The sequence below is a fragment of the uncultured Enterovirga sp. genome, from assembly GCF_964242715.1.
GTDB lineage: Bacteria > Pseudomonadota > Alphaproteobacteria > Rhizobiales > Beijerinckiaceae > Enterovirga.
In genome coordinates this window covers 70,293-84,314 of record NZ_CAXTAZ010000012.1, presented here as the reverse complement: position 1 = coordinate 84,314, position 14,022 = coordinate 70,293, and the positions used below count along the sequence as shown (strand labels likewise).

At 68.7% G+C, this 14,022-nt stretch carries 12 protein-coding genes; 7 read left to right on the top strand and 5 right to left on the bottom strand.

Annotation, left to right across the window (positions count from 1 at the left end):
- The first annotated feature begins 68 nt into the window (after positions 1-68).
- Both ACFE87_RS08675 and ACFE87_RS08670 read left to right on the top strand, forming a co-directional pair.
- Positions 69-1,277, top strand: coding sequence for an ABC transporter substrate-binding protein (locus ACFE87_RS08675; protein ID WP_375459231.1), 1,209 nt, complete (start codon positions 69-71; stop codon positions 1,275-1,277).
- Positions 1,278-1,550: 273 nt separating this feature from the next.
- Entirely contained in the window at positions 1,551-2,633 is a 1,083-nt protein-coding gene (locus tag ACFE87_RS08670; RefSeq protein ID WP_375459230.1) for an adenylate/guanylate cyclase domain-containing protein, read from the top strand.
- 36 nt (positions 2,634-2,669) lie between these two features.
- Here ACFE87_RS08670 and pcaD read toward each other — a convergent pair whose 3' ends face one another.
- The 3 genes from pcaD to ACFE87_RS08655 form a co-directional block, all read right to left on the bottom strand.
- Complete coding sequence (pcaD, locus tag ACFE87_RS08665; protein ID WP_375459229.1) at positions 2,670-3,869, bottom strand: 3-oxoadipate enol-lactonase; 1,200 nt, start codon at positions 3,867-3,869, stop codon at positions 2,670-2,672.
- A gap of 19 nt (positions 3,870-3,888) precedes the next feature.
- Complete coding sequence (locus ACFE87_RS08660) at positions 3,889-5,325, bottom strand: adenylosuccinate lyase family protein (protein ID WP_375459228.1); 1,437 nt, start codon at positions 5,323-5,325, stop codon at positions 3,889-3,891.
- A 100-nt stretch (positions 5,326-5,425) separates the two neighbouring features.
- Positions 5,426-7,267 (bottom strand): gamma-glutamyltransferase family protein, encoded by a 1,842-nt coding sequence (locus tag ACFE87_RS08655; RefSeq protein WP_375459227.1) that lies wholly within the window; start codon positions 7,265-7,267, stop codon positions 5,426-5,428.
- Positions 7,268-7,595: 328 nt separating this feature from the next.
- Here ACFE87_RS08655 and ACFE87_RS08650 point away from each other — a divergent pair, with 328 nt between their 5' ends.
- From ACFE87_RS08650 to ACFE87_RS08635, 4 genes are read left to right on the top strand one after another with little or no spacing between them, the layout of a single operon-like run.
- Complete coding sequence (locus tag ACFE87_RS08650; RefSeq protein WP_375459249.1) at positions 7,596-8,126, top strand: (2Fe-2S)-binding protein; 531 nt, start codon at positions 7,596-7,598, stop codon at positions 8,124-8,126.
- Entirely contained in the window at positions 8,123-9,139 is a 1,017-nt protein-coding gene (locus ACFE87_RS08645; protein WP_375459226.1) for an FAD binding domain-containing protein, read from the top strand. Before ACFE87_RS08650 ends, ACFE87_RS08645 begins: the two co-directional genes overlap by 4 nt.
- A gap of 9 nt (positions 9,140-9,148) precedes the next feature.
- Complete coding sequence (locus tag ACFE87_RS08640; protein WP_375459225.1) at positions 9,149-11,386, top strand: xanthine dehydrogenase family protein molybdopterin-binding subunit; 2,238 nt, start codon at positions 9,149-9,151, stop codon at positions 11,384-11,386.
- Positions 11,387-11,415: 29 nt separating this feature from the next.
- Positions 11,416-11,916, top strand: a complete 501-nt coding sequence (locus ACFE87_RS08635) for a hypothetical protein (RefSeq protein ID WP_375459224.1) — start codon at positions 11,416-11,418, stop codon at positions 11,914-11,916.
- 34 nt (positions 11,917-11,950) lie between these two features.
- Here the strand turns inward: ACFE87_RS08635 and ACFE87_RS08630 are convergent, their stop codons facing one another.
- Positions 11,951-12,409, bottom strand: coding sequence for a response regulator (locus tag ACFE87_RS08630; RefSeq protein ID WP_375459223.1), 459 nt, complete (start codon positions 12,407-12,409; stop codon positions 11,951-11,953).
- A 292-nt stretch (positions 12,410-12,701) separates the two neighbouring features.
- Entirely contained in the window at positions 12,702-13,040 is a 339-nt protein-coding gene (locus ACFE87_RS08625) for a PilZ domain-containing protein (protein WP_375459222.1), read from the bottom strand.
- Between the two features lie 571 nt (positions 13,041-13,611).
- Here ACFE87_RS08625 and ACFE87_RS08620 point away from each other — a divergent pair.
- Entirely contained in the window at positions 13,612-13,998 is a 387-nt protein-coding gene (locus ACFE87_RS08620) for an SET domain-containing protein (RefSeq protein WP_375459221.1), read from the top strand.
- Positions 13,999-14,022 lie beyond the last annotated feature (24 nt).

Below are 14,022 nucleotides of genomic sequence, written 5' to 3'. Positions count from 1 at the left end.
TCTTGGCACCGACAGCCTTTTGCTCTTCTGTACCGTTCAACGACGGCGAACAAGACAGGGAGGCCCGGATGGCAAGGCTGAAGATCGCGCTTGGCGCGTGTCTCGCGGGGTGGATCGGCATCTCGGGCGCCTCCGCGCAGATCTCGGACGACATGGTCCGGATCGGCGTGCTCACCGACCTCTCCGGGCCCTACGCGGATTCCGGCGGAAAGGGATCGGTCGCCGCAGCCGAGATGGCCGTGAAGGATTTCGGCGGCAGCGTGCGAGGCAAGAAGGTCGAGATCATCTCGGCCGACCACCAGAACAAGCCCGACATCGCCTCGACGACCGCACGGCGCTGGTTCGACACGGAGCGGGTCGACGCCGTCATCGACCTGCCCGTGACGGCGATCGCCCTCGCGGCCCAGCAGGTCGCGAAGGAGAAGGGCCGCACCGTGATGATCACGGCAGCCGCAACCTCGGACTTCACCGCAAAACTCTGCAATCCGACGAGTTCGCACTGGACCGACGACACGCAGGCCCTCACGGCCGGGACCGCCCGGGCCGTGTTCGAGCGCGGCGGCAAGAGCTGGTATTTCATCACCGTCGACCATGCCTTTGGGGCCGCTCTCCAGCGGGATGCCTCTGAGGTCGTGACGAAACTCGGCGGCAAGGTCGTCGGCAATTCGCGCTTCCCTCTCGGCAACGCCGATTTCTCGTCCTTCCTGCTGCAAGCGCAGAATTCGGGGGCCGACGTCGTCGCCTTCGCGGCCGTGGGCGACGATTTTTCGCGCGCGATCAAGCAGGCGAACGAGTTCGGCCTGATGTCCGGCAAGCAGACGATGACCGGCTTCCTCGTCTACGTGACCGACATCCACGCGCTCGGCCTGCCGGTCGCCCAGAACCTCACTTTCTCGGAGGCCTTCTACTGGGATCAGAACGAGGCCACGCGCGCCTTTGCCAAGCGCTTCTTCGACCAGGTCGGGATCATGCCGACCAAGAACCACGCGCTGATCTACACGGCGATCGGCCATTATCTGAAAGCGATCGACAAGGCCGGCACGGACGAGGCCGTGGCGGCGAACAAGGCCATGCGGTCGATTCCGGTCGCCTTCTTCGGGCGCGACGCGACGCTCCGGGCCGACGGCCGCCTCCTCTACGACCCGGTCCTCTACCGGGTGAAGAAGCCGGCCGATTCCAAAGCGCCCTGGGACTATTACGAGACGGTCCGGTCGATCCCGGCCGCCGAGGCCTTCCTGCCCATGAACCCGGCCTGCGCGAATTCCTCGCCGGGATAGGGCTCGGAAAGGGCGTATCTCGAGCCGTGCTGCTGCATGGAGCTGTCCTCCCGTCGCAATGGCGAGGAGGGTGAGGGCGAAGCAACTAGGTCAGGACCCGCTGAGCGTGGCGACCTGCGCCTGCTTTCAACGTCGCCGACCTTGAAGCTGATCGCTCGGCAAGGTGTTGCTCCGCACGACCCAGGAGCGGGTCATCCGACCAACTTCTAACGGTCACGCTGCCGCCGTTATTGCAGGTCCATGCGTCCGACAGTTTTCGGGCAGAGGAAAACGATGTCGCACGGCACCGCTGGGTTCTGGATCATGATCGCCTTGGCCAGCGGCTCGGCCGGCGCATTGTTCGGCTTCCTGTTCGACGACGGGCCAGACGTCGGCGACATCGTTTACGGCACCAGCATCGGCGTTCTGGCGATCGCGTATGAGCGCGGCGTTTTCCTCGCCGGCTACAGCAAGCGCCTCCAGCGTCTTCCCACCATTGCCTACCTGCTTGCAGCCGAGGCCAGCCTGCTGCTCGTCATCGTCGTCGGAATGACGATCATCGGTTCCGCAAAATGGGCGCTTGGCTTCACGGAGAAGGCTTTGTTGCAGGCCGTAACTCCCAAGCCCGCGGCCTTGCTCTATGCGCTGGCTGTTTCGGCGATTCTCGTCAGCGTGCTGCGTGTCCGTGACCTGATCGGCAGCGCAACTTTCGCCAACCTCATCCTCGGACGCTACCACCGGCCCGTCAGCGAAGAGCGCGTGTTTCTGTTTCTCGATCTCGTCGGCTCCACGGCCTTCGCGGAAAAGCACGGCGACCTCGCTGCCCAGGAGCTTCTCAAAGCCGTCTTCGCAGCGATCGCCGAACCCGTTCGGCGATATCGCGGTCAAGTCGACGATTATGTGGGCGATCAGGTCATCATCTCCTGGCCGCTCGTCCGCGGTATCGAAAGGGCGCGGTGTGTCGCCTGCGTCTTTGCGATCCGCCACGTGTTCAGCCATCATCGCGATGAGTGGATGGCGCGTTTCGGCCTGGTTCCGGAACTTCGCGCCGCGCTTCATGGCGGAAGTGTCGTCACGGCGGAAGTTGGTGTCGATCGGCACAAGATCGCCTATTTCGGCGACGTCATGAATGCGACCGCCAGGCTGGAAGGATTGTGCCGCGAAGCGGGACGGTCCGTGCTGATTTCGGAGGTCGTCCTCGCCAGGATGCCCATTCTTCCGGACGGCATCCATGCCGAACCACTCGGGCTGCATCGGCTGCGGGGTCGCAGTGGAACGATGGAGGTTCATTCACTGTCCGATCGACCCAAGCTCGAGGTCGTTGGTCAGGCGAGGGCTCGCCAGGACGGCGGAGATGAGCGCAGGGTGGGGTTGTAAGCCACCGCTGCGCGGGTAGAGGCTCGTGCCAAGCCGCTAGGTGAGGTCGTCCCCCAAGACCTCGCGCGCCCACCTGAATGCGGCATTGGCGGCCGGGACGCCGGCATAGACGGCGCATTGCTTCATGAGGGCGCGCAGCTCGTCCGGCGTGACGCCGTTGCGGAGGGCCGGCCGGAGGTGGAGCTTGAACTCCTCCTCGCGCCCGAGCGACAGCGTGATCGTCAGCGTGACGATCGAGCGCGTCTTCCAGGGCAACGTCTCGTCGCCCCAGATCTCGCCCCAGGCGTAGCGGGTGATGAAATCCTGCCAGGGCAGGGCAAAGGCGCCCGCGCCCACGAGCGAGCGGTCGACATGCTCGGCGCCGAGCACGGCCCTGCGGTTCGACAAGCCGGCCTGGTAGGCCTCTCCCGTCTCGGGCGGGACGGGCTTCGGCACCCGCGCCCCGGCGCCTGTTCCGGCGTCGCCGAGAAAGGAGGCGATGGCGGCGGTCAGCACCTGCGGCCGCTCGACCGCGATCAGGTGCGCGGCCTCGGGGATGACGAGCAGGTTGGCGCCAGGCACGAGGGAGCGGATCTCCTCGCCCATCGCGACCGGGGTCGCCGGATCCTCGGCGCCGGAGACGACGAGGGTCGGGGCCCCGATGGCCCCGATCCGCTCGCGCAGGTCCATTCGGCCGATCGCCTCGCAGCAGAGCGCGTATCCCTCGGCCGGGATCTCCTCGACGAGGCGGCGGCGCGTCGCCTCCGCGCCTTCGCTGCGCTGTTCGGAGGCCGTGAACCAGCGCCCGATGACATTCTCGGCGATCGCACCCATGCCGCGCGCCCTGACCATCGCGGCCCGCTCGCGCCAGAGGTCCTGCGGCGGCAGGTAGGCCGAGGTCGCGACGAGGACGAGCCGGTCGACGAGGTCCGGGCGGCGCACGGCGAGCGACTGCCCGGTCATGCCGCCGAGCGACAGGCCGACGACATGCGCGCGCGCGATACCGAGCCCGTCGAGCAGGGCGGCGAGATCGTCGGCCAGGTGCTCGACCTCGAAGCCGGAGGCCGGCACGGCCGAGCCGCCATGTCCGCGGGTGTCGTAGCGCAGGCAGCGGAAGCGCCCGGCGAGCGCGGCGGCCTGTGCGTCCCACATCCGCAGCGTGGTGCCGAGCGAGTTCGAGAAGGCGACGACGGGCGCGCCCTCGGGACCTTCCAGGAGGTAGTTCAGCGTGACGCCGTTCGCGGCGATGGTCGGCATGATCAGTGTCTCCGGACAGTCAGGTGAGGGTGGCCCGGACGCGCGCCACCTCGGCCGTGACGCGGTCGATCCAGCCGGCGGCGGCCGCGACGGACGGGCCGGGGTCGAAGGCGGCGTCGAGATCGGCGGAGGAGAACCGGCCGGCGAAGTCGGGATCCCGCTCGACCGCTTCCCGCAGCATCACGCCCGCCTCGCGGACCCGGCCGGCGAGCCGCTCCATCATGGCATGGGCGCCGGCCCGGCCGAGGCTGGCGGTGAGCCGCGCCGCGACCGCGTCGGCGAAGAGGAGGCCGCGGGTCGCGTCGAGATTCCGGCGCATCCGCTCGGGATCCACGACCAGCCCCTCGGCGAGGCGGCGCGCCTCGGCGAGGGCGCCCGAGGCGAGGCCGAAGAGGCTCGGCAAAGCGTGCCATTCGGCGTGCCAGGCCCCGGCCGGCCGCCCATGCGCGGCCGCCATGCTGCCGGCCAGCGTCACGAGATGGCCGGGCGCGGCGGCATGCGCGGACAGGATCACGGTCGCGGAGACCGGGTTGCGCTTGTGCGGCATGGCCGAGGAGCCGCCGCGACCGGGCAGATGCGGCTCCGCGACCTCCCCGATCTCAGTCGAGCAGAGGTCGGCGACGTCAGTCGCCATCTTGCCGAGCGCGCCGACGAGGCTCGCGAGGAAGGCACCTGTGGCCAGCATCGAGGCGCGGCGTGTGTGCCAGGCGACCGGCGCCGGGGCGAGGCCGAGTTCCTCGGCGAAGGCGTCGGCGACAGCCGGCCCGTCCCGGCCGAGCGCGGCCAGTGTCCCGACCGGCCCGCCGAGCGAGGCCCGCAGCACGGCCTCCCGCAAGGCCGGCAGTCCGGCCGCGACCTCGGCGATGCCGGCGGCCCAGACCGCGACGGTGAAGCCGAAGGAGAGCGGCTGCGCCTGCTGCCCGTAGGTCCGGCCGACCTGCGGCGTTGCGCGATGACGCTCGGCGAGACTGGTCAGCGCGGCCAGGATCGCGTCTGCGTCGGCGGCCACGAGGTCCAGCCCCCGCCTCATCTGCAAGGCGAGCGCGGTGTCGACGATGTCCTGGGTGGTCGCGCCCTTGTGGAAGGCTGCTTCGAGCTCCGGCGGCAGCCGGGCACCGACGGCTTTGACGAAGGGGATGGTCGGCACGCCGGCAAGCGCCGTGCCCCGGCCGAGCGCGTCGAAATCGAGCGTGTCGGGATCGATCGCGTCGAGCGCGGCGGCGAGCCCCTCGGGCACGAGGCCGAACAGTGCCTCCGCCCGGGCGAGGGCCACCTCGGCCGCCAGCATCGCGGCGAGCCGCGCCCGGTCGGAGAAGACTTCGCGCATGGTCTCCGTCGCGAAGAGCGGTCCGAGGAGACGGGAATCCAGCGCCGAGAAGGTCATCGCGGCGACGTCTAGCAGGCCGTCAGGCGGGCGACGAGCCGGTTTCGCGCCCGCCACGCCGCTGCCACGCACCGCCGCTCACCCCGGCGAAAGCCGGGGTCCAGGGTCGGGCAGAGGCGGGCACGGCGGCTGGGTTCCGGCTTTCGCCGGGACGAGCGGGTGAGTGGCCGCCTCACCGCCCGGCGGCGTAGCCCTGCATGCCGCGCGGATTCGCGGCGGCGCGGAGCCGCTTGCCGTCGCGGGACGCGGCGGTGAGGCGGCCCTCGGACCAGGCGTCGCCGATCTCGACCACGTGGCCGCGCCGGCGCAGCTCGGCAACGGTCGCATCCGGTACCCGGCTCTCCACCACCAGCACACCCGGGCGCGAGGTGCGGGGCCAGAAGGAGGACGGGAAATGCTCGCTATGCCAGGCCGGCGCGTCGATCGCCTCCTGGAGGTTCAGGCCGGCATGGACGTGGCGCAGGAAGAATTGCGGGATCCACTGGTCCTGCTGGTCGCCGCCCGGCGAACCCCAGGCGAGGTGGGGCTCGCCGTCGCGGAGCGCCATCGTGGGCGAGAGCGTCGTGCGCGGCCGCCGGCCAGGGCCGAGCGCCTGCGGATGCTCCTCGTCGAGCCAGAACATCTGGCCGCGGGTGCCGAGCGGGAAGCCGAGTTCCGGGATCACGGGCGAGGAATGCAGCCAGCCGCCGGACGGCGTCGCCGTGACCATGTTGCCGTCGCGGTCGATGATGTCGAAATGGACCGTATCGCCCGAGACGGCGCCCATCCGCTCTCGCCGCCGCGCATCCTCCCTCGGCGCGCTCGCGATCCGGCCGACGGTTGGCTCCCCGGCCCCTGACGCGCCGACAGCGGTGCGCTCGCCGCCGACCCGCGCGCCGATCGACTTGCCGTGTCCAGGGATCGTGCCGGGCCGGTAGTCGAGCGAGGCCTGATTGCCGATGAGCGCCCGGCGCTCGGCATTGTAGGCCTCCGAGAGCAGCGTCTCGCCGGGAATGTCGACGAAATCCGGATCGCCGTAGAAGGTGTCGCGATCCGCAAAGGCGAGCTTCGCCGCCTCGACCTGGAGATGGATGAAGTCCGGCCCCGCCGGATCGAGCCCGTGGAGATCCAGCCCACGAAGGAGGGCGAGCTGCTGCAAAGCCGCCGGGCCCTGCGACCAGAAGCCGGCCTTCAAGACGGTGTAGCGGCCGTAATCGAGCGCGACCGGCGCCTCGACCCCGGCCTGCCAGCGGGCCATGTCCTCGCCGGTGAGGAGGCCGCGATGCCTCCGACCCGAGGTGTCCATCACCTCCTCGGTTCGCGAGAAGCGGTCGATCGCCTCGGCCACGAAACCCTGCGACCAGCAGAGCCGCGCCCGCTCGATCTCGGCCTCGCGCCCGCCGCCGCCGGCTTCCGCCTCGGCCAATACGCGTTCGTAGGTCGCGGCCAGCGCCACATTCGTGAAGAGGGAACCCGCACGCGGCACCTCGCCGCCCGGCAGATAGACCGCGGCCGAACTCGGCCAATGCTCGCGGAACATCGCCTCCACAGTCTGGATCGTCGCCGGAATGCGCTCGACCAAAGGATAGCCGTGCCGCGCATAGCCGATCGCCGCGCCGAGCACGTCGCGCAGCCGGAGCGTGCCGTAATCGCGCAGGAGCAGCATCAGGGCGTCGAAGGTGCCCGGGACGACGGCGGCCAGGAGCCCGGTGCCCGGCACCATGTCGAGGCCGAGGTCGCGAAACCGCCCGATCGTGGCGGCCTGCGGGGCCGGCCCCTGGCCGCAGATCACCTCGGTCCGGCCACGCCTCGCGTCATGCAGGATGATCGGCACGTCCCCGAGCGGGCCGTTCAGATGCGGCTCGACCACCTGGAGCGTGAAGGCCGTCGCGACGCCCGCGTCGAAGGCGTTGCCGCCGCGCTCGAGCAATCCCATCCCGACCGCGGTCGCGATCCAATGGGTGGAAGCGACGACCCCGAAGGTCCCGTCGATCTCGGGGCGGGTCGTGAAGGCGTTCGGATTGATGAAGCTCATGCGCTCACTCTCCCGCCGTGGGGCCGGTAAGACAAGCCGTGGGCCAGTCACGGGCACGAGGCTGCGGTGCGTCCTTCGAGGCCCGGCTTCGCCGTGCACCTCAGGATGAGGAGCGAGATTCCACTCCTTCCTCATGCTGAGGTGCGAGCCGCAGGCGAGCCTCGAAGCACGCAGGAGGTGACAGCCCGCTCGCGGCCCTCATCGCCCGACGCTTTCGTGAGGCGGGGGGAACAGGCCCAGTTTGGAATGGTTGTCAGCTGAATTCCGAGAGCGCCAGTGATCCGCGGCCATCCGGTCGGGCGCGCGCTCCGTGTCGGAGAGCCATGTGATCACGACAGCTGCAAACGGGCCCGCCGACCTCCCGGAGAAAGTGCCGGTCACGATCACGATCAACGGCGAGCGGCGGCGGATCGAGGTCGCGCCCTGGACGGTGCTCCTCGACCTCCTGCGCGAGCATCTCGATCTCACCGGCACCAAGAAGGGCTGCGACCACGGCCAATGCGGCGCCTGCACCGTGCTGGTGGATGGCCGGCGGGTGAATTCCTGCCTGACCCTCGCGGTGATGAAGGACGGCGCGAGCGTCACCACGATCGAGGGGCTGGCGAATGGCGCCCTGCACCCGATGCAGCAGGCCTTCGTCGACCACGACGCCTTCCAATGCGGCTATTGCACGCCGGGCCAGATCTGCTCGGCGGTCGGGCTCGTCGAGGAGGGCCGGGCGAACTCGCCGGAGGAGATCCGCGAGATGATGAGCGGCAATCTCTGCCGCTGCGGCGCCTATGTGAACATCGTGGCGGCCGTGCAGGAGGTCGTGGCGGCCGGTAACGGCGGCCTGCCGGCCGGGAGCGCCGCCCGATGAACAACTTCGCCTATACGCGTGCGGAGCGCGTCGAGGACGCCGTCGCGGCTCTCGCCGCCGAGCCGGGCGCGAAGCTTGTCGCCGGCGGGACCAATCTCGTCGACCTCATGAAATACAATGTCGAGCGCCCGACCCGGCTCGTCGACATCACCCGCCTGCCGCTCGGCAGCATCGAGGAGACGACGGAGGGCGGGCTTCGCATCGGTGCGCTCGTGCCGAATTCCGATCTCGCCCATGACGAGCGCATCCAGGCGCGCTACCCCTTGCTGGCGGGCGCCATCCTGGCCGGCGCCTCGCCGCAACTCCGCAACGCCGCCTCGACCGGCGGCAACCTGCTCCAGCGGACGCGCTGCTACTACTTTTATGACTCGGCGACGCCCTGCAATAAACGCGAGCCCGGCAGCGGCTGCCCGGCGATCGCGGGCCAGAACCGCATCCACGCGATCCTGGGCACGAGCGAGCATTGCATCGCGACCCACCCGTCCGACATGTGCGTGGCCTTGGCCGCTCTCGGCGCGACCGTGCGCGTGTCCGGCCCCGACGGCGAGAGGACGATCCCGTTCGCGGAGTTCCACCGCCTGCCGGGGGACCGGCCCGAGATCGACACCACGCTCGCGCATCGCGAGATCGTCACCGCGGTCGAGCTGCCGGCGGAGGATTTCTCGGCGAACTACACCTATCTCAAGCTGCGCGACCGGCTCTCCTACGCCTTCGCGCTTGTCTCCGTTGCGGCTGCTCTCAGGATTGAGGATGGCCGGATCACCCAGGCCCGGCTCGCGCTCGGCGGCGTCGCCCACAAACCCTGGCGGAACTGGGGCGCGGAAGCGCTCCTGACCGGGCACGCACCCTCGTCGGAGGCCTTCGGAGCCGCGGCCGAGCACGTGCTCTGCGACGCCAAGGGGTTCGAGCATAACGGCTTCAAGATTGAGCTCGCCCGCCGGGCCATCATCCGGGCGCTCGGGCAGGCCGCGGCCGGAACGCCGCAATCCCAGACCGACAAGCGCATCCGCTAAGGCTTCCCCATGCTCCGCGATCCCGATCTTTTCGTCGGCACGGCCCAGAGCCGCGTCGACGGCCCCGCCAAGGTCACGGGCGAGGCCCGCTACGCTGCCGAATTCCCCGCGCCCGACCTCGCCCACGGAATCGTCCTGTCGAGCGCCATCGCGCGCGGCAAGATCACGGCGATCGATACTTCGGCGGCGCTCGCCGTGCCGGGCGTGATCCAGGTCTACACGCACGAAAACCGGCGGCGCACCGCCTGGCTCGGCTACAATTACCAGGACGAGGTCGCGCCTCCCGGCTCCCCGTTCCGGCCGCTCTACGATGCCGAGATCCATTTTAGCGGCCAGCCGATCGCGCTGGTCGTGGCGGAGGATTTCGAGACGGCCGGCTACGCGGCCTCGCTCGTCCGGATAGAATACGACACGGCGGAGCACATCACCGACGTCGAGGCGCAGCGAATCGAAGCCTATGTCCCGCCGAAGAAGCGTTCGGGCGTGAAGCCGCCGCCGAAGCCGCGCGGCGATGCCGCCCAGGCCTTCACGTCGTCGCCGCTAATGGTCGAGGCGGATTACAGCCACGCCATCGAGCATCACAACCCGATGGAGATGCATGCCTCGACCGTGATCTGGGCGGGCGGCGGCAAGATCGAGATCCACGACAAGACGCAGGGGCCGCATAACAGCCAGAAATACGTGACGTCGGTCTTCGGCCTGAAGCCGGACGACGTGCGCGTGCTGAACGCCTATGTGGGGGGAGCCTTCGGCCTCGGACTTCGCCCGCAGCATCAGCTCTTCCTGGCCGTAATGGCGGCCCTCGAGCTGGAGCGGTCGGTGCGGGTCGTGCTGACCCGCGATCAGATGTTCACCATGGGTTACCGGCCGCACACGTTGCAGACGGTCCGGCTCGGCGCGACCGAGGACGGCAAGTTGAATGCCATCCTGCACGATGCCGTCTCAAGCACGTCGCATTTCGAAGACTACCAGGAGAACATCGTCAACTGGTCGGGCTTCATGTATCAATGCGACAATGTCGAGCTGACCTACAAGCTCGCCAAGGTCGACACGAATACCCCTTGCGACATGCGGGCCCCTGGGGCCACGACCGGCGTCTTCGCGCTCGAGATCGCGCTCGACGAACTCGCCGCCAGGGCGGGGATCGACCCGGTCGAGCTTCGCCTGCGCAACTATTCCGAGACCGAGCAGAACGAGAACAAGGCCTATACGTCGAAGGAGCTGAAGGCCTGCTACCGCGAAGCAGGCGAGCGTTTCGGCTGGGAGAAGCGCAGCCCGGCCCCGCGCTCCAAGCGGGACGGGCGTGAGCTCGTCGGCTGGGGCATGGCGACCGGCTGTTGGGAGGCTTTCATGCAGAAGGCGTCCGCACGAGCCCGTCTCACGCTCGACGGCCGCCTCGAGGTCGCGACCGGCACCTCCGACATCGGCACCGGGACCTACACGATCCTGACCCAGATCGGCGCCGACGCGCTCGGCCTCCCGATGTCGGCCGTCACCGCGAAGGTCGGCGATTCCTCGCTGCCGGCTTCGCCGGTCGAGGGCGGCTCCTGGACGGCGGCCTCGAATGGCAGCGCGGTGAAATTCGCCTGCGACAAGGTCTGCGAGCGGCTCTTCAAGCTCGCGCGCGCCATGGACGGTTCACCCCTCGCCAACGCCTCGTTCGAGCATGTCGCCTTCAAGGGCGGCCGAATCCTGCTGAAGGAGGATCCGGCCCGATCCGTGGCGATCACGGACGCCATGCGGGCCGGCGGCGTCGAGGTGATCGAGGAGGAGCAGACCGCGGCCCCGAGCCTCGTCGACATGGTCCGCTACGCGGCCTTCACGCATTCCGCCGTCTTCGTGGAGGTGAAGGTCGACGAGGATCTCGGGCGGGTACGGGTCACCCGCATCGTGACCGCGGTCGCGGCCGGAAAGATCCTGAACCCGATAACGGCCCGGAGCCAGATCCTGGGTGGCATCGTCATGGGAATGGGCATGGCCCTGCACGAGGAGTCGATGCTCGACCACAATCTCGGGCGGTTCATGAACCACAATTTCGGCGAGTACCACATCCCGGTGAATGCGGACGTGCACGACATCGACGTCATCTTCGTCGAGGAACACGACGACAAGGTGAGCCCGATGGGCGTGAAAGGCCTTGGCGAGATCGGCATCGTAGGAACCGCCGCCGCGATCGCGAACGCGGTCTATCACGCGACCGGCAAACGCATCCGCGACCTGCCGATCACGCTCGAGAAGCTGCTGTAGGCGAACCAGAACGGTTCGTAGGGCAGAGCGTGGCCAAAGTCGCCAAGCTGAGGGTCTATTGCATGCCGGCCGGCTTCTACGACGCCGTCGTCGCGGCACCGAGTCAGAAGGCGGCTCTGCGGGCATGGGGCACCACGACGGATCTGTTCGCGGCCGGCCGCGCCTCGATCGTCGAGGACGAGGCCTTGCAGGCGGAGGCGCTGGCTCGACCCGGCGAGGTAATCAGGCGCTCCCGGGGCAACGAAGCCGCTATGCTCGGGCCCGAGCCGCCGGAAGCCGCATCGCCCCGGGCCCGATCGGTTCGGATACGGCCGCTGAAGCCCGATCGGTCCAGGCTGGATACCGCGGAGCGCGCTCTCGCCGAGGCGGAGCGTGAGGTCTCGGTCGAGCTGAACGCCCTGGAGATCGAGCGGGCGGACCTTGACCGAAGGCTGACCGACGCTCGGGCCAGGGGTAAGGCCAGGATCGCGTCGCTGGAAGAGGCTCGCCGTGACGCCGAAGGCGAGTTTTCGGGCTCTCGCCGACGCTGAGCATCTCGGACGATAGATGTCCGCAGGAGCCCCCTCAGAGCCCGATCGTGGAGGCCCGATGCTTGTTCTCTCGCAGAGCATCCATGAGCGGCATCAAATCGGCCATCGAAAAGGGCGGACGCAACGTCATCGATCCCTGCAACAAGTCGGGCCCGTTCGGAACCTCACGCTCGGTCATGAAGATGATCGGCCTCGTCGGATGCGTGAAGCGAAACTCGAAGGCGACATGCAGGCCCGACAGCGTCGGGAGGTCGACATTGGTGATCAGCCATTCGACGCTGCCCCGCATGTCGCGGAGGAGCTGAAGGGCGGTGGCGCCACCAGCCGCTTCCACGACGTAGAATGCCTCGCTGCGAAGAGCGGTCGCAAGAGTGTGGCGGAGCTCGCCGTCTCCCTCCACCAGCATCACCGATTCGACGACCGCCTCCGAGACGATGGCCTCATAACGACCCGCGCCTGGTTTGCCGACAGTGAATTCTTCGCCCCGGTCCATCATCGCTCCTCGTACAGGGAGCGCTATGTCTCTCAGCCGCCAGGGTCACGACGAACCGACGATGATATTTATATAGTGCTCACCTACAGGTTTGTTAGTCTACGTCACAGATTTATTATTGCCAGCTCCTGACATCTGACGACCTACAGAGGAAGACTGACTCTGTTTGACCGATCTGAGTGATGACGGAGCGACCGCACGGTCGCGCGCAGCTACGTCCTCACGCGGGCCGGCCGGCCGTGCCGGCGGTGATCGGGCCGGAAGTGATCGTAGCCGAACCGCCGGGCGGGACTCAGCTGAACCTCACTCCGATATCGGAGCCGTTCTGCCACCGCACCTCGGCGCGCCGCCGCTCGCCGGTCCGGATGAGGAGCAGCTCGAACTGGTCCGGAGGGGAAGACAGGCCCTCGACGCGAAGCAGGGCCCCCGTCGGGGACAGGTTGCGGATCGTGCATTCCGTCGTCGAGTTCAGCCCGTTCGTGACGATCAGACCCCGCATGAGGACGCGCGGCCGCAGCTCGCGACGGCGCTCGTCGTCCGGGGAGGCCCTGTCCTCGTGCCGTCGTCCGGGGTCGCCGCTGGCGAGGCGTGCCCGCGAGGGACGGAGCGGGAGACGCGATGGCGTCCGCACCGGGAGCGCTCTCGGCCGCGCTCAAGATGTCCGTGACGCTCGACCCATGGAGCGGGTAGATGGCGGCCCCGAGCGTCGCCCCGAGCATGCCCGTGGGACTGCCCGTGACAGGCAGGCGACAGCCCTCCGCGCGCGAGCTAGGCTCGGCCCGTCACGCGAGGCCTGGGCTCGATGCGGTTCTTGGGGGTGGGCGAGACCTGCGACCTCGGCGCCCTGTATCTCAGCCTCCAGGCGGAACCAACCGGCCTGCCGGTGCTGTTCGAAGTCGGCGCGAATGAGCTCAACGACCATTGCGGTGAGTTCGGGCTCGACCCGACCGGCCCGCTCGTAACGAGCCGGCTTTATGGCTGGACGCTCCTTGGGACCAGCGTCGCCGGAACGATCGCCGGAGGCCAACCGCAAAGCCTGCCGCATGTCGGCCGAGGCGTCGTCCCGAACATGCGCTACCGCCTCGGCCGCGATTACGAGCGGCTGGAGCAGTTCGGCCTGCTCGGCCCTCCGTCGAACCGTGCCGAAGCCGCCCCTTGGCGCCGAGCACCTCTCCGTTCATTTCAAGCCGCCGAATCTGCCCATGATGATGGTCGATACCGAATTGAAGCCGAGCGCCATCCACGGCCTCGGAGTGTTCCTGCTCGCCCCCGTGAGAGGCGGGGACTTGATCTGGCGCTTCGATCACCGCATCGACCGCGTCTATTCCGAGGCCGAGATCGCGACCCTTCCCGATCACATGCAAGGCTACCTGCGGACCTATTCCACCTGGCATGAGGCCACGGGTCTCTACGTGCTGTGCGGCGACAACGGCCGCTATTTCAACCATGCGAACGACCCGACGACCGTGTCGAACGGGATCTCCTTCGGCGAGGACCGCGCCATCCGGGACCTCGCGGCCGGCGAGGAGCTGACCTCGGACTACCGGACGATCTGCGACAACGTCCGCCAGAACGGCACGACCTTTTGAGCCTGGTTGGTGGCGGCCGAACGC

Bases quoted from the DNA above. Each gene is read 5' to 3' on its own strand.
- ACFE87_RS08675 (WP_375459231.1), top strand. From the start codon at position 69: ATGGCAAGGCTGAAGATCGCGCTTGGCGCGTGTCTCGCGGGGTGGATC.
- ACFE87_RS08670 (WP_375459230.1), top strand. From the start codon at position 1,551: ATGTCGCACGGCACCGCTGGGTTCTGGATCATGATCGCCTTGGCCAGC.
- pcaD (WP_375459229.1), bottom strand. From the start codon at position 3,869: ATGCCGACCATCGCCGCGAACGGCGTCACGCTGAACTACCTCCTGGAA.
- ACFE87_RS08655 (WP_375459227.1), bottom strand. From the start codon at position 7,267: ATGAGCTTCATCAATCCGAACGCCTTCACGACCCGCCCCGAGATCGAC.
- ACFE87_RS08645 (WP_375459226.1), top strand. From the start codon at position 8,123: ATGAACAACTTCGCCTATACGCGTGCGGAGCGCGTCGAGGACGCCGTC.
- ACFE87_RS08640 (WP_375459225.1), top strand. From the start codon at position 9,149: ATGCTCCGCGATCCCGATCTTTTCGTCGGCACGGCCCAGAGCCGCGTC.
- ACFE87_RS08630 (WP_375459223.1), bottom strand. From the start codon at position 12,409: ATGGACCGGGGCGAAGAATTCACTGTCGGCAAACCAGGCGCGGGTCGT.
- ACFE87_RS08620 (WP_375459221.1), top strand. From the start codon at position 13,612: ATGATGATGGTCGATACCGAATTGAAGCCGAGCGCCATCCACGGCCTC.